This window comes from Sunxiuqinia sp. A32 (genome assembly GCF_052690465.1).
The window spans coordinates 98,483-118,632 of record NZ_JBQYLI010000018.1; the positions used below are offsets into that span (position 1 = coordinate 98,483).

At 38.4% G+C, this 20,150-nt stretch carries 9 protein-coding genes; all 9 read left to right on the forward strand.

Annotated elements, in window-relative coordinates:
• The first annotated feature begins 75 nt into the window (after window positions 1–75).
• Entirely contained in the window at window positions 76–2,979 is a 2,904-nt protein-coding gene (locus ACUNWD_RS16905) for a glycoside hydrolase family 38 N-terminal domain-containing protein (RefSeq protein ID WP_445589026.1), read from the forward strand.
• 141 nt (window positions 2,980–3,120) lie between these two features.
• Window positions 3,121–5,205 carry a DUF5054 domain-containing protein gene (locus ACUNWD_RS16910; protein ID WP_445589027.1) on the forward strand — a complete coding sequence of 695 codons (2,085 nt, stop codon included), beginning with the start codon at window positions 3,121–3,123 and terminating at the stop codon, window positions 5,203–5,205.
• Between the two features lie 19 nt (window positions 5,206–5,224).
• Window positions 5,225–7,492, forward strand: a complete 2,268-nt coding sequence (locus ACUNWD_RS16915; RefSeq protein WP_445589028.1) for a GH92 family glycosyl hydrolase — start codon at window positions 5,225–5,227, stop codon at window positions 7,490–7,492.
• A 19-nt stretch (window positions 7,493–7,511) separates the two neighbouring features.
• Window positions 7,512–8,564: an aldose epimerase family protein gene (locus tag ACUNWD_RS16920; RefSeq protein ID WP_445589029.1), complete on the forward strand. Its 1,053-nt coding sequence runs from the start codon at window positions 7,512–7,514 to the stop codon at window positions 8,562–8,564.
• An 81-nt stretch (window positions 8,565–8,645) separates the two neighbouring features.
• The gene (locus ACUNWD_RS16925; protein ID WP_445589030.1) at window positions 8,646–10,955 is read left to right on the forward strand and encodes a GH92 family glycosyl hydrolase; all 2,310 of its coding nucleotides are present in this window, start codon (window positions 8,646–8,648) and stop codon (window positions 10,953–10,955) included.
• 130 nt (window positions 10,956–11,085) lie between these two features.
• Window positions 11,086–12,321, forward strand: coding sequence for a uroporphyrinogen decarboxylase family protein (locus ACUNWD_RS16930; protein ID WP_445589031.1), 1,236 nt, complete (start codon window positions 11,086–11,088; stop codon window positions 12,319–12,321).
• Between the two features lie 49 nt (window positions 12,322–12,370).
• Entirely contained in the window at window positions 12,371–15,133 is a 2,763-nt protein-coding gene (locus ACUNWD_RS16935; protein WP_445589032.1) for an alpha-mannosidase, read from the forward strand.
• A 264-nt stretch (window positions 15,134–15,397) separates the two neighbouring features.
• Entirely contained in the window at window positions 15,398–17,623 is a 2,226-nt protein-coding gene (locus tag ACUNWD_RS16940) for a GH92 family glycosyl hydrolase (RefSeq protein ID WP_445589033.1), read from the forward strand.
• Window positions 17,624–17,774: 151 nt separating this feature from the next.
• Window positions 17,775–20,054 (forward strand): GH92 family glycosyl hydrolase, encoded by a 2,280-nt coding sequence (locus tag ACUNWD_RS16945; RefSeq protein WP_445589034.1) that lies wholly within the window; start codon window positions 17,775–17,777, stop codon window positions 20,052–20,054.
• Window positions 20,055–20,150 lie beyond the last annotated feature (96 nt).

Here is a 20,150-nt window from a genome sequence, read left to right on the forward strand (position 1 = left end):
TATTTTGTTATAAGTATTAATTCTAATATTTATAACTTGATTGTACCTGATCTCAAATTAAATGCACTTTGTATTATGAGAAAATTTAGGTTCATCACATCTTTCCTTCTTTTTTTTTCTTCCTTTTTAGTAATTAATCAGGGGTATTGCCAGGAGAAAATTCCGGAAGTGCAATTTAAAAATGCACCGGTTTTATTTGAAATTAATGGCAAACAATATCAGCAGGTAATTGCAACTTATGAGTCAGACCAAGTAGGTGAAATTGTAATCAAAAGTCAAAATGACGAGTTGGTTAAAGCTGAGCTTAAAGAAGGCAACAATACCTTTCTTATTGATCTTCCAGCAGTGAAGAAAAATAAAAATAGAAATTTTCAAGTAAAAATAAATCAAACCGCTCAAAAAGATTACTCTTTTGTAATTACCCCTCCCAAAGAGTGGAATATTTTTCTTGTACAACATTCACATACCGATATTGGGTATACCCGACCTCAGTCTGAAATACTCGCAGAACAAATGCGCTATATTGATTATGCGCTTGATTATTGTGACCAAACAGACAACCTACCGGATGATTCAAAATTCAGATGGACCTGTGAGTCTGCATGGGTAACCAAAGAATTTTTGAAATCCAGATCAAAAGATCAAATTAAAAGATTTAAACAACGCATAGCAGAAGGTAGAATAGAAGTTACCGGTATGTTTGCTAATATGGCTGAGATTGCTGACGAAAATGTCATGTATGATTTCTTTCAGCCTTTAAGAGATATTAAGGAATCTGATTTTCCTGTGCAGACTGTAATGCAAAACGATGTAAATGGAGTTGCCTGGTGCATTCCGGATTATTTAAAGAATACCGGAGTAAAGTATCTGGCCATGGGAATCAATGAGACTCGTTCAATACGTCCATTTGATAAACCTACCTGTTTTTGGTGGGAATCACCATCCGGTGAACGATTGTTGGCCTTTCGGCCAGATCATTATATGACTGGGAATTTCTTCGGATTTGAAACAAAAGCAGTAAAACCAGAGCGAGTTCTTGGGTACCTGGCAGATCTTGAAGCAAAAAATTATCCGTTTAACAAGATTGCAATTCAGTTCTCAGGTTATTTTACAGATAACGCACCCCCTTCAACTGCAGCTTGTGAAATTGTAAAAGAGTGGAATCAAAAATATATTTATCCCAAACTACGACTGGCAGTTGCCAGTGAATTTTTTGAATATGTTGAAGAAAATCATGCAACTTCACTACCTGTGTATCGAAATGCATGGTTGGATTGGTGGACTGATGGGTATGGATCGACTTCCAGAGAAACCGCAGAAGTAAGGCGAACACAAAACATGAAGCAAACAGATGAAGGAATGTTTGCAATGGTTTCAATGTTGGGAGGAGAGCTAAATCCTGATTTGCAAGCCGAAATTAATCATATTAGTGAAAACGCGATCTTTTTTGACGAGCATACTTGTGGTGCTGACGAAAGTATTAGCCATCCTTTTTCTGAGAATTCAACTCGACAATGGCTTCAAAAAGGAGCTTATGCCTGGGAAGCATTAAAGCAAGTAACGTTATTAAATGAAGAAGCTTTAGCTCGGTTGCAGAGCTTTATGAAAAAAGCTGATTTCCCGGTAATTTATGTGGTAAATTCTCTTGGATGGGAACGATCGGGGCTTGTTGAAGTATTCATTGATAAGGAACAATTGCCTATCAATAGAGAGTTTTCAATCATTGATTTGACTACACAAAAAAAGACGAGTGCACAGTTAATTCGAGATCGCAGAGAGGGAGCGTATTGGGCACTTGAGGTGGAGAATATTCCAGCTTTGGGATACAAAACCTATAGAATAGAACTTTCTGATAATGAGATCGCGGATAAAACTAAGGACAATGCCCCTCTTGAGACATTGGAAAATCAGTTTTATAAAATACGAGTTGATAAGAGTAGCGGTGCAATTATAAGTCTTTATGACAAGGAGCTTGATAAGGAACTTGTTGATTCTGAAAATGACTGGAAGTTAGGGCAATTGGTGCGAGAAACTCTACCTGCAAGAAACAAAATGATCCCAAGTCATTCCGCTGTTTCTAATGTGAAAATTGAAAAAGGATCAGAGGGAGATGTTTGGGAAAGTATTCGTATTCTTTCGGATTTGGATGGATTTACTAAGGGAGAAGAAAATGATCCTAAAGGTCTTGACGTAGAAATTCGATTATATAAGAATGTTAAAAAAGTAGAATTCCAATATCAGGCAGCAAAAGAGATTGTCACTTCACCGGAAGCATTGTATGTATCCTTTCCTTTTGCATTACCTGATTCACGGATTGTTTTTGAAACGATAGGTGGCGTCTTGTCTCAGGGGCAACAATTGCCAGGTTCTTCATCTGATTGGAATACTGCGCAAAATTTTGTTGCCGTTCGTGGTAATGATTGCCAGGTGATAGTTGTTAGCGACGAAATTCCATTGTGGCAATTTAGTGACTTCAACATGGGGAAATTTGAGCGCTACCCAAAACCAGGAAAACCATGGCTCTATTCATGGGTGATGAATAACTACTGGTTTACAAATTTCAGGGCATTTCAGGAAGGTGGATTCCACTGGAGTTATCAACTTACTTCAAGCAAGGATACTACAAATACGTTTGCCACAAAATTTTCATGGGGTGAACGAAACAGCTTCGCAACAAGAACATTCCCCGCAGGAAAGAATGAGTTTGATCAAACAAAATTTGAGTCTCTTAAAATCACTGGATCACCAAATGCAATGTTAGTCAACAGCAGGCCTGCTTTTAATGGTTCGAATGCAGTATTGCTCCATTTTAGAGAGTTGGAAGGCAACCAGGCTGATGTTGCTCTGGACTCAAATATTGATGGTCGGATCATCAAACGGATGGTCGAGGTGAACATTCTCGGTGATGAAATTGGCGAAGAGTTGCAGAAAATTCATTTGAACCCGTATGAAGTTAAGTTTATTGAACTTGAATTTTAGTCTTCAAAAATATAGATAGGGCAAGCTTAAAGCTTTGGTCTATTCAACTGAAAGAGAATATTTTTTCAATAAGAGTTTGGTTTTTTGTTGGTTACACTTTCAAATCAACCCGGTCTTGAGCGTTTGTAACATTTAAAAAGTATGAAAAGAAGAGCATTTATAAAAAATGGAAGTCTGGCTACATCTGGTGCTATAATCGCTCCGTCATTATTTGGATCAGTAGATCAGGATATTCTTGATAGTGAATCGATAAAAAAGGTGCATTTAATCTTTAAAACTCATCTTGATATTGGATTTACGGATCTTGCTGCTAATGTTATAAATACATATATGAGTGAGTTTATTCCAGCGGCACTGTCTCTGTCTGAGAATCTTCGTAGTCAGAGGGTCGAGGATCGGTTTGTTTGGACAACAGGCTCATGGCTTATCTATCAGTTTTTAGAAAAGTCGAATTCTGCAATGCGCCGTAGGATGGAAAAGGCGATTGAAGCCGGTGATATGGTTTGGCATGGCTTACCATTTACAACACACTCTGAAGTAGCTGATTCTTCTTTATTTGACCTAGGGATTCAGTTATCTGCAGAGTTAGATCAGCGATTTGGTCGAAAAACGATCGCTGCAAAAATGACTGATGTTCCGGGTCATACCATGGGAATTGTACCTGTTCTTGAAAAAAATGGAATTGAATTTTTACATATTGGAGTAAATCCGGCAAGCACGCCGCCAAGTGTTCCACCTTTATCTAAATGGCGGACACCTGAAGGGAGTGAGGTATTACTTATGTATCAGAAGAATTATGGTGATACAATGATCATTCCGGGTACCCAAACTGCTGTTTCAATTTCTTTTACTGGTGACAATCATGGTCCTCAAACTCCTGAGCAGATTGCTAATATTTATAAAAATTTGAGACTACAATTTCCAAATGCTGAGGTTATTGCCTCTGATTTGAATGCTGTTGCGCGGGATGTTATTAATATCAAAAATCAATTGCCAGTAATCGAACAGGAGCTTGGTGATACATGGATCCATGGCATCGCAAGTGATCCATTAAAAATTGCTCAATTTCGGGAGATTAGTCGCTTTCGAAATAACTTGTTAGAAAATAAGACAATCAATTTTGGTAGTAGAACCGACCTTTCTTTTGGTATTCCATTATTGATGGTTGCAGAGCATACCTGGGGATTGGATGTTAAAACCTGGCTGAAGGATTGGGATTTGTACAATCCAACGGACTTCTTGGCCGCAAAATCTCAATCAAAATATAGTTTAATGGAGAAATCCTGGAACGAGAAACGTGAGTATATCAGAGATGGCATTTCCGCACTTCCGAATGATATTGCTTTTAGCGCGCAAAAGAATCTGGAAAGTTTAATCCCAAAACAACCATCGAAAGATGGTTTTGTGAATGTTAGTGAGAATAGTCAAATTATCGATACTGAGTTTTACGAATTGGAAATTGATGAGGTAACCGGCGCAATTATAAAGTTGAAAGATAAATCCACTAATCTGGACTGGGCGACAAAAGACAAACCTCTATGTCTGTTTACCTATCAAACTTTTTCAGATAAAGATTACACACGTTTTCTTGATCAATATCTAACTCAAAAGACCAAGTGGGCATTTGGTGATTTTGGTAAGATTGGCTTGGACAAAACAAATGCAATTTCTAAAACCTGGTATCCGTTACTTCAGGAGCTATCAATGAAGGATGATGAACTGGGGAAACATATTTTAATTGAACTTGCAGTTTTGGATGAAGATCAGGAACCCGTTGGCGGTTGTGCAAGAAATATTAATGTGGAGATATTTTTTCCTTTTAATAAAAAAGAAGTTCAGGCAACTCTCCAATGGTTTAATAAACCTGCTTATCGTTTGCCGGAGGCTTCGTGGTTCTCATTTGTTCCTCCTGTTGCAAATGGAAATTGGATGGTTGACAAGATGGGGTTGCCTGTTGATATTATGAATGTAGTGGATAATGGCAACAGAAAATTACATTCAACACAAAAGGGAGCATGGTATAAAAGTGAAGAGCATAAATGTCAAATTGAATCCATAGATGCACCGTTAGTAGCTGTGGGAGAGCGGAACCTGCTCAATTTTGATAATAAAATACCGATGGCGGATGATGGAATTCACTTTTGCTTACATGATAATGTTTGGGGAACCAATTTTCGAATGTGGTTTGACGATGATATGAAATATCGTTTTGTATTTGCTGGATAAATGAATTAATAAACTAACAATGAACCTTAAACTTGCTATTCCTGCACTAATATTGGCCATATTATTTGGCTGTTCAAAAAATGATTACACTAAATATGTTGATCCAAACATTGGAAGTGTGTCAACATTATTAACAACTAAAAATCCAACTGTTCATCGTCCTCATAGCATGGTGAGGGTATTCCCAGTTACCGAGCCGGGCCTCAATGACAGATACCTGTCGGATAAAATCTATGGTTTTGCTATAAATATGCCTGCATATCGAATGGGAAAGGTATCGGAGATAATGCCTGTTCATGGTGAAGTTTATGCAGATAGGAAGCTGAATGCCGCAGTTTACGACCATGATTTGGAAGAAGTTCATCCATGGTATCATCAGGTAATATTAGAGGAACCTGAAATTCTTGCAGCTTGGACCACAACAGAACAGGCTGTTTTGTATCGCTTTGAGTTTTCAACGCCTGATTCCAATTCGATTGTACTTAGAACAAAGAACAATGCAAAGATTGAGATAAATCAGAATACGATAGCTGGATGGGAAGAATTTCAGGGATCCAAACAGTTCTTTCATGGAGAATTTGATCAATCAGTTCAAGGTACTGGAATCATTAAGAATGGAGTCATTAACCCAAATGAAACTTCAGTAAATGGAAACTCTGTGGCTGCATATGTGGAGTTTGAAAAGTTGGCAGCACCAGTAGAACTGCGTTTTGGTATATCATTTATAAGCGAGGAACAGGCAAAAGAAAACCTGATCTCCCAAGCAGCTAATAAATCTTTCGATGAGATAAAAGATATAAGTTGCCAGATATGGAAAGATAATATTGGACAAATAGAAGTAAAGGGAGGAACCGAAAGACAAAAACGAATTTTTTATACCAGTTTGTATCGAACGAAAGTAAGGATGGTTGATATTTCGGAAGATGGAAGGTATTACAGCGGTTATGACAAGGAATTACATCAATCGGCAAATCGACCATTTTTTGTGGATGATTGGTTATGGGATACCTTCAGAAGTTCTCACCCTTTGGGGATGATATTAGATCCGGAAAGAGAAGGGGACATGGTGCAATCCTATACCTCTATGTACGAGCAAGATGGCTGGATGCCCGGATTTCCGCAGTTTTATGGTGATTTTCCTGCAATGATTGGTTTTCATTCCGCGGCTTTAGTTTGGGATACATACCAAAAAGGAGAAAGAGAGTTCAACGTTGGAAAAGCATATGAAGGCTTGAAGAAAAATGCAATGAAAGCTACGATGCTTCCCTGGAGGGTTGGACCTATGTGTGTATTAGATACTTTTTATCTCGAGAATGGCTGGTATCCTGCTTTGGCTGAGAATGAGCCTGAACCGGTTGCGATGGTTCATGGTTTTGAAAAACGCCAGGCTGTTGCATTAACACTCGAGCATAGTTATGATGATTGGTGCTTAGCTCAATTGGCCAAGGCACTTAATAAAACTGAAGATTATAATTATTTTATGGGAAGGTCACAAAACTATCGAAATGTATTTAATGCCGAAACTGGTTTTATGTCTCCCAGGAAAGCAAATGGAGAGTGGGTTGCTGACTTTGATCCTCAACTTTCCGGTGGAATAGGAAGTCGCATGTATTTTGCCGAAAACAATGCCTGGCCATGGAGTTTCAATGTCATGCATGATATCTATGGACTGATTGATTTGATGGGGGGAAATAAAGCATTTGTCGAAAGGTTAGATCGCTTGTTTAATCAACCTACAAATATTTCAAAATGGCAATTTATGGGGCAATTTCCGGATGCAACAGGGCTAAATGGAATGTTTCCGGCTGGAAATGAACCATCTTTTCATATACCTTATCTCTACAATTATGCAGGGCAACCTTGGAAAACTCAGCGTCGCATTCGTGAAATCATGGATATGTGGTTTGATGATGCTCCTCTGGGGCTACCCGGTGATGAAGATGGCGGAGCGCTTTGTGCCTGGTATGTTTTCTCGGGAATGGGTTTTTACCCGGTTACTCCGGGAACTGGATTATATGCAATTGGAAGTCCATTTTTCGAAGAAGTAAAAATCCATCTTCCAGCAGATAAAACCTTTGTTGTAAAAGCTAATAAGTGCACAAAGGCAAATAAGTACATCCAATCTGCCCGTCTGAATGGGCAATCAATTAATCGCCCCTGGATAAAACATACTGAAATCATGAACGGTGGTGTGCTTGAATTGGAAATGGGAAATCGTCCAAACAAAAACTGGGGGACCGATACAAGTTGGTATAAGAAGGAAATTGCAAAATTGAACAGAAACTAACCTAGATAAAAGTAGATAAATGAAAATCGATCAACATAGCTTTGGAAAAACAATTGATGGAAAAGAAACAACATTGTTTGTTTTAAGTAACGGAAATGTCGAAGTTTCAATCACCAATTTTGGAGGAATTATTACTAGCTTAATAGTTCCTGATAAAGAAGGAAAATCAGAAAATATAGTCCTGGGATTTGATGACGTTAGCGAATATCAAAGTGATCAATATCTGGAGAATTGCCACTATTTTGGATGTATTGTTGGCAGGGTTTGTAACCGTATAACAAAAGGCAAATTTACTTTGAATGGAAAAGATTACCAGTTACCCATAAACAATGGGGATCGGCATATTCATGGTGGAATTGAAGGTTTTGATAAAAAAATATGGGATGCTAAAACGATAAACGAAGAAAATCGGGTTGGATTAGAACTACAATATTTTAGTAAAGATGGGGAAGAAGGCTATCCTGGAAATTTAACCACAATTGTTCACTATTGGCTCACCAAGGAAAATGAACTAATCATTGACTATGCTGCCAAAACAGATCGACCAACAATAATAAATCTTACGAACCATACCTACTTCAACTTAACAGGAGGCGCTGAGAATATTTTGCAACATTATTTACAAGTTCCGGCATCAACTTATACCGAATTGGATGACTTAATGCCTACAGGCAGAATATTGAATGTTGAAGGAACTCCTTTTGATTTTCGAAAAGAGTCAATGATTGGTTCCAGAATTGACCAGTTGCCTGATGGCTACGATCTGAATTTTCCGTTGGATGAAGCCGTAACTGGAGATACACGATTTGCAGGTGTTTTGAAAGAAACGAAAAGTGGACGTTTTATTGAAGTGTACACAACTCAGCCTGCATTACAAATCTATGCAGGATATTATATCCCGGAATTAATAATTGATGGTAAAAAGAAATTTGGAAAATATGCCGGTTTTGCACTGGAAACTCAGCATTATCCGGATGCAATAAATCATCCGAATTTTCCTTCCATCGTTTTAAATCCGGAGGATAATTTTCATGAAAAAACGATTTACAAATTTGGAGTAAAAAAGGATTAACAGCCTTTTCTGTCAGTTCAAGCGATTGCTGAAATAACCTAAACCAGCATTGAACAAATTATTAACCTAAACCAACCAATTATGAAACTGAAGTACGTGTCTCTAATTTTTGTTTTTATAGCTGCAATAACTATTAGTTGTCGTGTTTCAGAAGAAAAGAAAAATGCAGCTGATTGGGTCGATGTTTTTATCGGAACATCTAATTCCCGGTGGATGCTCGGACCATATGCATCTGTGCCATTTGGTATGATTCAGCTGGGGCCAGACAATCAGGGTAAGGTTTGGATGAGTGGATACGATTATGCTATAAATAGTATATCCGGATTTAGCCACATTCATGCATGGACAATGGCTGGATTACGGATGATGCCAACCACAACCGATTTGGTGTTCGCAGACAGGCCAGTAGATGCCGCTTATAAAGGTGGAGGCGCCGGATATCATTCCCGTATTTTGAAAGAAACTGAAAAAGCCATACCGGGCTATTATTCGGTTCGACTGTACGACCATGATGTTTTTGCAGAGATGACTGCAACCACTCGTTGTGGATTTCAAAAGTATACTTTCCCTGAAAAGAAGGAGTCCAGAGTATTAATTGATTTACTTTTTCCAGCCGAATATCAATTTTCTGTGGTGGATGCGAAAATTGATAAAGTCACTGATTCCGAGATTGAGGGGTATGCAAAATGCCAAATCGGAAGGGGTAGTTGGAATGAATATACGCTCAATTTTGTGTTAAATTTTAGCAAGCCATTTGACACGTTTAATGGATGGAATGAAGGGGAATTAACGAAAGATACTACCGGAATTTCAGGTGCGAATGATATCGGAGCTTATGTCACGTATCAAACAGAGGAAGGCGAAGTTATCATGGTAAAGTCAGGAATTTCGTTGGTGAGTATTGATCAGGCTCGTTTAAACCTGGAAACTGAAATGGCGGATTTTGGATGGGATTTTGAAGCTGTTAAGAATCAGGCTTACGACGATTGGAATGCTATCCTAAGTAAAGTTGAAGTTGAGGGAGGTTCTGATGTTGATAAAACGAAATTCTATACAAATCTATATCGATGTTTTGCTGCAAAACAAACTTGGAATGATGTAAACGGTAAATACATGGATCCTTGTGAACAAGTTCAGCAAATGCCGGAAGGACAACGAATGATTGGTGGCGATTCTTTTTGGAATTCTTATTGGAACCTGAACAGCTTATGGTCATTGGTGACCCCTGGGATCATGGAAGATTATTTGGAGACTCAATTGGAGCTATATCGAAAAAATGGATGGACAAGTGTGGGACCGACAGGATTAGAGTACACTGGAATTATGAATGTTTCCCATGAAACAGAAATGATCGTCGGAGCCTACCAGAAAGGAATTCGAAATTATGATGTAAATGAGGCATATCAGGCAGTGTTACATACTGTGACAGAGCAGGGAAAACGGTTATTGCCATGTTCTGGATTAGCGGGGAATGAATATCTGGATGTATACAATGAAAAAGGTTATGTGCCATACGAAATGAATCCCAGTAGCCTGACTTTTGATTATGCCTATGATGACTATTGTGTGGCTCAAATGGCAAAATCTCTCGGGAAAAATGAAGATTACAAGAGGTTAATGAAGAGATCGGCAAACTGGAAAAACCTATTTAATCCAGCGTTGAAATTCATGGTTCCAAAAGACTCGACCGGGAACTGGATGGCGGATTACAATCCTTTTTCAGGAGTACATTTCGTCGAAGGAAATGGTTGGCAATATACCTTGTACGTGCCACACGATATTCCCGGATTAATTGAGATGGTAGGAAAAGATCTTTTCAATGAAAGGCTGGAGGAAGGCTTTGAAGAATCTGTTTCTTCAAAATTTGCAGCTCATGCTTTTGACAGGTATCAGCCGGAGCCAATCGAATACTACATCAACATGGGTAATCAGGTAAACATGCAGGCTCCATATTTATTTAATTACTCAGGAAAACCATGGTTGACACAAAAATATTCAAGAGCTATTTTGGAATCATATTATGGATCAACTCCGTATCATGGATGGGAAGGTGATGAAGATGAAGGACAAATGGGCGCGTGGTTTGTGATGAGTGCGATGGGATTATTTGAAATGGAAGGTGGTTGTGAAGTCGAGCCGATGGTAAATATTACCAGTCCTCTTTTTGCTAAAATTACGGTAGAACTCGATCCAAAATATTACAGCGGGAAAGAGTTTACTGTGGAAGCAAAAAACAATTCGAAGGAGAATGTTTATATCCAGTCTGCAACGTGGAATGGCGAGCCGCTGAACAGTACCCGAATCAAGTTTAAAGATATCGTTGCTGGTGGCACATTAATCTTGAATATGGGGCCAGAGCCGAATGAAGATTGGGGCATTCAGTCAAACTAGTATTGCTCGCTTAAACAAATTGAATTTTGTCAGTTTGATTCACAGTAATAGTTTGGAGCTGATTAAAAAGCAGGAAGATTGTTATTTCAAATTTAGTTCGATGACAATATACAACCATTAAAACTTTAAGATGAATTCACGAGAACGAATATTAGCAGCGATTCAACATAAGCAACCCGATCGGGTTCCCCTTGATTTAGGAGCAACTCCAAGTTCGGGAATTTCAGTAGTTGCACATAAAAACTTGCTTCAACACATGGGAATGACTGATCTTAGAACAAACGTGTATGATGTTGTTCAGGAGGTTGCTCAACCAGAAATGAAGTTGCTCGATCATTTTGGAGTTGATGTGATTGATATTGGCCGGTATTTCAATCAGGCACCTGATTATTGGCATGAACTTGAATTAATTAAAGGTTATTCAGGATTTTATCCAAAATGGTTTAATCCAACTTTGCAAAAGGATGGTTCATGGTTGGCTGCTAACAATCTGGGAGAAGTGGTTGGCAGAATGCCATCTGGAGCCACCTTCTTTGATCAAACTGTTTTTCCTTATCAGGATGGTTACCCCACTGATTATTCCAAAATGGGAGATGATATGAATCGAACAGTTTGGGGGGCTTTTGGATTTACTCCATGGGATTGGATTTCACATGATGGGTTTTGGGAAAAACTCCGTGAAAAGACTATTGAAGTCAAATCAAAAACAAATAAAGCCATTCTTATAGGCGTTGGTTGTAATCTTTTTGAATGGGGGACTTTTCTTAGAAGGATGGATAACTTTCTAATGGATTTATATCTATCTCCGGAAGAAGTGCATCGTTTTCTGGATGCAATTATGGAACGGCATCTTGATTTTCTGGATCACGTTTGTTCTTCAGTTGGTGACCTCGTTGATATTATAAAATTTGGTGATGATTTAGGAACCAATAATGGTCCGTTTATTCCGGTTGAAACCTACGATGAATTTTTCTTTCCGAGACATAAACAAATGTGCGATTTTGTAAAAAATCATTCCTCTGCGGCAACTATGCTTCACTCTTGTGGCGGAATTTATGAATTAATCCCAAGGCTAATTGAAGCAAGGTTTGATATTTTGAACCCTGTGCAGATAAATGCCGTAAATATGGATCCAGGCAAATTGAAAAATGAGTTTGGACGAGAACTGACATTCTGGGGAGGAGGAGTAGACACAAAAAGTGTTCTCAATTTGGCCACTCCCCAAGAAGTAAAAGAACATGTAAAGAGAAATTTAGACGCTCTTTATGTTGATGGAGGTTTTGTATTTAACACAGTGCATAATATCATGCCGGATGTTCCTCCTCAAAATATTGTTGCTATGTACGAAGCAATTCGTGAAATCTGATTATAGAATCTATGATCTAAATTAAACCTTAACCGATAAAACTAATAACATGAGAAAACAAATTGAAATTTCACTTTTGGTGGCATTTATGCTTCTGTTTTTTACCGGATATGCAGGAAACCCGGAGAAAGAATCAAAGTCTGAGGTGAGTAAAGAATCCAGTTATTTGCAGGATACCATTCATGTGGTTGGACACGCCCATATGGATATGAACTGGTTATGGACCTATTCAGAAACCATGAAAATGTGTAATGACAACTTACGTCAGACAGTCGCATTTATGGATGAATTTCCTGATTTTACAATGTTACAAAGCCAGGCAGCCGTTTATAAATTTGTGGAAAAGGTTGATCCGGCGTTATTTAAAAGAGTGCAGGAATATGTGAAAAAAGGTCGATTGGAACTTGCCGGAGGAATGTGGACTGAAGGTGATACTAATATGTCTTCTGGGGAAGCATTGGCACGCACCTTCTTGATGGGACAGCGCTATTTTCAAAGTCGCTTTGGTCAAATGGCTCAAATTGGATGGCTTCCAGATAATTTCGGACATGTGTCACAGTTGCCTCAAATTTTACAATTGGCAAATTGTGACTACTTCTATTTCCACCGATGCAAGCCTTATATGGGAAGTTTTTGGTGGCAAGGTCCTGATGACTCAAAAGTATTGTGTTACGGAAATAATACTTATAACGGAAATATTACAGATAATTTGAAAGATGAATTGGAAAAGATCGTTCCTGACAAGCACCGACTTCTTCAAATTACCGGAGTGGGTGATCATGGTGGCGGTCCAACCCGTGCAAATATTGATAAGGTTCATGAGTTAGATAAATTAACAGACTATCCAGCTGTTAAATTTACAACTGCAGGTAATTTCTTCCACAAGTTGGAAAATGAAATGGATGGACGACCTACTCATGAAGGGGAAATGCAATTCATTTTTGAAGGATGTTACACAACTGTTGCAGATATTAAAGAAGGAAACAGAAATAGTGAGAACTCTTTATTTGCTACCGAATATTTTAATACACTTCGCTGGTTGAATGGAGATAAATATCCTGCAGATGAAATCAGAAATTTGTGGGAAACGGTGACTTTTAATCAGTTCCACGATATTCTTCCAGGATCTGCTATAAACGAAGCCAATAAGGAAGCGGTTGCTCGATATTCTGAAGTTTTACGTCAATCAAAAGAATTGAAGGACAAAGCTTTTTGGAAAATGGCAGATGAAGTTAATTTTCAAAAAGGATTGGGACAACCTGTGGTTGCATACAATTTGTTTCCAACAAAACGCAAAACAATTGTTGAAGCGACTGTATATTCTCATGAGGAGCCAGTATCCGTTAAGGTAGCAACCTGGGGTGCTAATTACTATGGTGAGGCTTTTTGGCCGGTTGACAAGAATGATCCAAATTCTGGAGGTCGAAAAGATGTAAATTTCCTGGCAACAGATTTCAGAAACAAAGAATATGATCCAGGTGACAATTTAGGAACCGTTTTGGTGCGTGATGGAAATGGAAATTCGTATCCTGCACAGATCGTATATTCAAAACCAACGCCTCCTGGTTATACTACAAAAGTTCAATTCATCGATGAGGATTTCCCTGCCGGAGGATATAAAACGTACTATGTTGATGTAACAGACAAAGGGGAATATAATACACCTATGAAAATGTCAGATAACACCTATGAAACTGATTTCTTTAAAGTGAAATTTGATATGAAAAAAGGTGCTATTGTAAGCTTGTTTGATAAGAGGACCAATACTGAGTATGTCAAGGATGGTGGAGAGCTTAACAAGTTGAAAATATATCTCGAAGACAAGAAAGGTGGGATGAAGTCGTGGACAATCAATCAAACCGTAAAAGAAGAAGATGTAACGAATGTGGAAAGTGTTCGTGTTGTTGAGAGCGGTCCGGTTCGAGTTTGTATTGAGACCGTAAAAACCTGGGGAAATTCAAGGTTTATAGAACGCACTTATTTGTACAAATCTTATCCGCGTATTGGATACGATATGGAGGTTCGTTGGTTGGAAACAGGAACAGATTCTACTGACTCACCCATGTTAAGAGCAATTTTCCCATTGGCATTGGAAAATACAAAGTTCTATTCTCAGGTTCCTTTTGATGTTGCAGAACGTCCGGTAGATGGTAAAATAAATGGGGAAGACGCTCCTTTATCACTTACTCATAGAGATGCCTATGGAGTTGACGCTGAGAAAGACCAGGGATTGGAAGTTCCAGCTCAAAAATGGGTAGATGTTACTGATGGTAATGTTGGTATTGCTTTGATGAATAAAACCAAGTATGGACATTCATATCACAATGGCGATCTGCGCTTGACCTTGATGCGTGCTGCAGGATCACCTGATATTTATCCGAATTTGGGTAAATTCCGAATTAGCTATGCATTGTTCCCTCACTCCGGAGACTGGACAAATGGTGTTTGGGCAGAAGGGGATGATTTTAATGTTCCTGTTGTTGCAAACGAACCACCATCACTGGCATTGGTAAAAGATCATGCCACTCGCCCCGAGCAAGAATCTTTCATCTCTTTAGATGCTCCTGGTGTTTATATGACAGGTTTGAAGCAAGCTGAAGAAGGCGAAGAAATGGTAATTCGTTTAGTCGAAGTGGAAGGAAACGAGAAGACAGTTACTCTTTCATTGCCAAAATCAGTGAAGACAACTCGTCGTTTAAATTTATTGGAGTTTCCATTAGCAGATGCGGCAACTGCCAGTTCTGATGGCAAAACTGTTTCAGTTAAAATAAAACCTCATGAAATTGTTACTCTTGGTGTAACATTTAAATAGGAATTGACACTCATTTTTGAGGGTGAATGAAATAGATTTTATTTATACGTGCTTAACGTCGTCAATTTAAATTAAGCTTTACTAAGTATTAAACTCGGATTTCATATTATATGAATTTCGGGTTTAATAATTTTTACAGACCATTGAGTAAATAGGCTATTCATATTCGTACTAGTTATTGTGTGGCATTCAATTTGCAAATTAATAATAGGCTTGAATTTTTTTTACTAGGGAAAATAGGTGTTCAGGCGTTAAAATATAACTATGAGATTCAAAAATGCAATTTATTATTTAGCGGGTATCGCTATGTTATTTTCCTGCGCTCAGGAGAAAAACGGTTCAGAGAAGTTAGTTGATTATGTTGATCCATATATTGGTTCAGGCGGACATGGGCATGTTTTTGTTGGTGCCAGTGTTCCTTTTGGTGCAGTTCAGCTCGGTCCAAACAACGAGACACAAGGATGGGACTGGTGTTCCGGTTATCATTATTCCGATTCAATATTAATAGGATTTGCTCACACTCAACTGAGTGGTACTGGAATTGGTGATCTCGGTGATATTTTAATGATGCCTGTTGCAGGTGACTATAAACCAAATGCCAATGCTGATAATCCTTTCGATTGGAAAGCGAAATATTCACATAGCGATGAGGTTTTAGCTCCGGGATACTACAGTATTCATGTAGATAGGCACAAAGTTGATGTTGAATTGACGGCATCTGAAAGAGTTGGGTTTCATAAATACAATTATCAGGGAGAGGGAAATTCACAGGTAATTATTGATTTGAACTATGGAACCGGATGGGATCGATTAACCGAAGGAATCATAGACCAAGTTGATGAAAAGACGATTAAAGGAAGTCGTTTTTCCAGTGGATGGGCAAACGATCAGCGGTTATATTTTGTTACTGAATTTTCAAAACCAATAACTAAGTTTGAAATAGTAGCTGATTCTGATGAAAAAGGAAGCAGCCGTGCAATTATTGAGTTTGAAGGGAATGGCGAATTGCTGGTGAAAACTGCAATTTCACCTGTTGGTACCGATGGTGCTGCTCAAAATATGCTTGCTGAAATTAATCATTGGGATTTTGAAAAAGTGAAAGATGAGGCGCAGAAAAGTTGGAATGACGAATTGGCAAAAGTTCGGATCTCGACTTCAAATAAGAAAAATAAGAAGATCTTTTATACGGCACTTTATCACAGCATGATTGCACCATCGCTATTTAATGATGCGAATGGTGACTATAGAGGCACTGATAAAGAGGTCCATAACAATCCTGGATTTAAGAACTACACTACCTTTTCTTTATGGGATACCTATCGTGCAGCTCACCCTTTATTTACGATTGTACAGCCAGAAAGAGTGAATGATTTTGTCAATACGATGTTGTCAATTTATCAGCAGCAGGGAAAATTACCGGTTTGGCATTTAATGGGATGTGAAACAAATACCATGGTGGGATATCATGCTGTTCCTGTGATTGTTGATGCCTACTTAAAAGGTTTTGATGGGTTTGATGCCGAACTGGCATTTGAAGCAATTAAAGCTTCTGCTATGAGAGATGAAAGAGGTTTAGACTACATTAAAGATATTCAGTACATCCCTGCAGATAGTCAGGTGGAATCAGTTGCACGGGCATTGGAGTACGCAATTGATGATTGGTGTATTGCGGCAATGGCTAAAAAACTGGGGAAAACTGAAGACTTTGAAGTATTCTCAAAAAGAGCAAAGTACTATAAAAACTACTTCGATAAAACGAATCAGTTCATGCGAGGAAAGATGGCGGATGGACAATGGAGAAGTCCATTTAGCCCTATTTCTTCGCAGCATCGGAATGATGACTACTGTGAAGGAAATGCATGGCAGTATACCTGGTTGGTTCCTCAGGATGTTGAAGGTTTAGTGGAACTATTTGGCAGTGAAGAGGCTTTTATCACCAAATTGGATAGTTTGTTTACAATCGAATCTGTTAAGGTTGAAGGAGCTTCGGCTGATATTTCCGGTTTAATTGGGCAATATGCACATGGAAATGAACCAAGTCATCATATTACATACATGTACGCATATGTTGGTCAGCAATGGAAAACAGCTGAAAAGGTTCGCGAAATTTGCAATATCATGTATTCTGACCAGCCTGATGGATTGAGTGGAAATGAAGACTGTGGACAAATGTCTTCTTGGTACATTCTTTCTTCCATGGGATTTTATCCGGTAAACCCTGCAAATGGAAATTACGTATTTGGAAGTCCATTGTTTGATGAAGTTGAACTTACACTTCCAGAAGGGAAAGTTTTCAAAATTTTTGCAGAAAATAATACGGATGAAAATATCTACATACAGTCTGTTGAACTCAACGGAGAGAAGTATGAAAAATCGTACATATCACACGCAGATCTTATGAATGGCGGGGAGCTGAAGTTTGTAATGGGGTCAGTTCCAAACAAAGAATTTGGAGTTGCCGCCGACGCAAGGCCCCATTCAAATTATTAATGGATTGATAGAAAATTTTCTCCATTAGAGAGTATTTATTTACTTTGAACGAAAATATCAAGTAGTAATATTAATTTATGCCTAAACCAGATTTTAGAACGACTAATTAGTCATAAAATCTTGGTCTTATAACTAAAAAGTAGAAATAACCATGATTAGAAAATTAGCTATTTTTGTTGCAGTGCTATTTTGTGTGACTGCGCATGAAGTTGGAGCACAAAACTTGCAGCCCGTTGATTATGTGAATACATTGATGGGAACTGATTCCGAATTTAAACTTTCAACAGGTAATACATATCCTGCGATTGCCTTGCCTTGGGGAATGAATTTTTGGACTCCTCAAACAGCCAAAATGGGTGATGGATGGGTATATGGATACGATGCCAACAAAATCCAGGGATTTAAACAAACTCACCAACCAAGTCCATGGATTAATGACTATGGACAGTTTTCTCTTTTCCCATTAACGGGAGAGTTGAAAATTAAAGGAGAAGATCGTGCCAGCTGGTTCTCGCATAAAGCAGAAACCGCAAAACCACATTTTTATAAAGTTTACCTTGCCGATTACGATGTTGTAACAGAGATTACACCAACCGAACGTGCAGCCATGTTCCGTTTCACTTTCCCTGAAAATGAAAGTTCATATGTATTGGTTGATGCTTTTGATCGCGGATCGTATGTGAAAATTATTCCTTCAGAAAATAAAATTATTGGTTACACCACTCGCAATAGTGGAGGAGTGCCTGATAATTTTAAAAATTATTTCGTCATTATTTTTGACAAGCCTTTTGTTGAAAGTAATGTGTGGAGTAAAGATCACGTAGTTGAGGGTAAAAGTGAATTGGAAGAAAACCATGTTGGTGCTGCTCTAAAGTTTACAACTAAAAAGGGTGAGCAAATTCATGCTCGTGTAGCTTCTTCATTTATTAGTTACGAGCAAGCTGAACGCAATCTTAAAGAATTGGGTAACGATACCTTTGATCAGGTTAAAGAAAAAGGAGCAGCTATTTGGAACAAAGAACTCTCCCGTATTGCCGTTAATGGAGGAACAGATGATCAAATTAAGACTTTCTATTCAGCCTTATATCGTGTATTACTTTTTCCACGTAAGTTTTACGAGTTTGATGCAAATGGAGACGTTGTTCACTACAGCCCTTACAATGGAGAAGTACTTCCAGGTTACATGTTTACCGACAATGGTTTCTGGGATACTTTTAGAGCAGTATTCCCATTTTTCAATTTGATGTATCCATCATTAAACGAAAAGATTCAGGAAGGCTTGGCGAATACCTACAAGGAAAGTGGATTCTTACCTGAATGGGCAAGCCCTGGCCACCGCGATTGTATGATTGGATCCAATTCTGCAACCTTAATTGCCGATGCTTATCTGAAAGGATTACGCGGTTATGATATTGAAACACTTTGGGAAGCGGTTGTTAAAAATACAAATACTGCCGGGCCACTTACTTCGGTTGGCCGTTACGGAGTTGATTATTACAACAAGCTTGGATATGTTCCTTACAATGTAGGTGTGAATGAAAATGTGGCTCGCACATTGGAATACGCTTTTGCAGATTACTGTGTATACGAGTTGGGAAAAGCTCTTGGAAAACCAGAAAAGGAAATTGAGATTTTCGCTAAACGTGCGATGAACTACAAGAATGTGTTTGACAAGGAAAACAACTTGATGAGAGGTCGTAATGAAGATGGAAGTTTTCAGACTCCTTTTAGTCCATTTAAATGGGGTGATGCTTTTACTGAAGGAAATAGCTGGCACTATACATGGTCAGTTTTCCATGATGTGCAAGGCTTGATTGATTTGATGGGCGGTAAAAAAGAATTCGTTACGATGTTGGATTCTGTGTTTGTTGTTCCTCCAATTTTTGATGATTCTTATTACGGTGGCGTTATTCATGAAATTCGTGAGATGCAAATTATGAATATGGGTAACTATGCACACGGTAATCAGCCAATACAACACATGATATACCTGTACAATTATGCTGGGGAACCATGGAAAACTCAACATTGGGTAAGAGAAGTAATGAATCGTTTATACTCTCCACAGGCTGATGGATATTGTGGTGACGAAGATAACGGACAAACTTCTGCCTGGTATGTTTTCAGTTCAATGGGCTTCTATCCGGTTGCACCTGCAACTCCTGAATATGTAATTGGAGCACCATTGTTCAAGGAAATTACTGTAACCCTGGAAAATGGCAATAAGATTGAAATTACGGCACCAAATAACAGTGCAGATAATCGATACATTCAGTCTATTGAAATGAATGGCAAGTCATATGGTAAGAACTTCTTTAATTATGACGAACTTCAAAAAGGAGCAACAATCAACTTTGATATGGGAGCGAAACCAAACAAAAAACGTGGAACTAAGGACGCTGATTTCCCATACTCGTTTTCGAAAGAGTAGGATTCTAAAATATTGATAATGAAGAGGCTGTCTCAAAAGAGATGGCCTCTTTTTATTTTCAGCGAAGAGTGGGAAAAAGATTGAAAGTTATCAATC

What these genes read in the sequence shown, in the direction of transcription:
- ACUNWD_RS16905 (WP_445589026.1), top strand. Translation starts at nt 76, where the DNA reads ATGAGAAAATTTAGGTTCATCACATCTTTCCTTCTTTTTTTTTCTTCC.
- ACUNWD_RS16910 (WP_445589027.1), top strand. Translation starts at nt 3,121, where the DNA reads ATGAAAAGAAGAGCATTTATAAAAAATGGAAGTCTGGCTACATCTGGT.
- ACUNWD_RS16915 (WP_445589028.1), top strand. Translation starts at nt 5,225, where the DNA reads ATGAACCTTAAACTTGCTATTCCTGCACTAATATTGGCCATATTATTT.
- ACUNWD_RS16920 (WP_445589029.1), top strand. Translation starts at nt 7,512, where the DNA reads ATGAAAATCGATCAACATAGCTTTGGAAAAACAATTGATGGAAAAGAA.
- ACUNWD_RS16925 (WP_445589030.1), top strand. Translation starts at nt 8,646, where the DNA reads ATGAAACTGAAGTACGTGTCTCTAATTTTTGTTTTTATAGCTGCAATA.
- ACUNWD_RS16930 (WP_445589031.1), top strand. Translation starts at nt 11,086, where the DNA reads ATGAATTCACGAGAACGAATATTAGCAGCGATTCAACATAAGCAACCC.
- ACUNWD_RS16935 (WP_445589032.1), top strand. Translation starts at nt 12,371, where the DNA reads ATGAGAAAACAAATTGAAATTTCACTTTTGGTGGCATTTATGCTTCTG.
- ACUNWD_RS16940 (WP_445589033.1), top strand. Translation starts at nt 15,398, where the DNA reads ATGAGATTCAAAAATGCAATTTATTATTTAGCGGGTATCGCTATGTTA.
- ACUNWD_RS16945 (WP_445589034.1), top strand. Translation starts at nt 17,775, where the DNA reads ATGATTAGAAAATTAGCTATTTTTGTTGCAGTGCTATTTTGTGTGACT.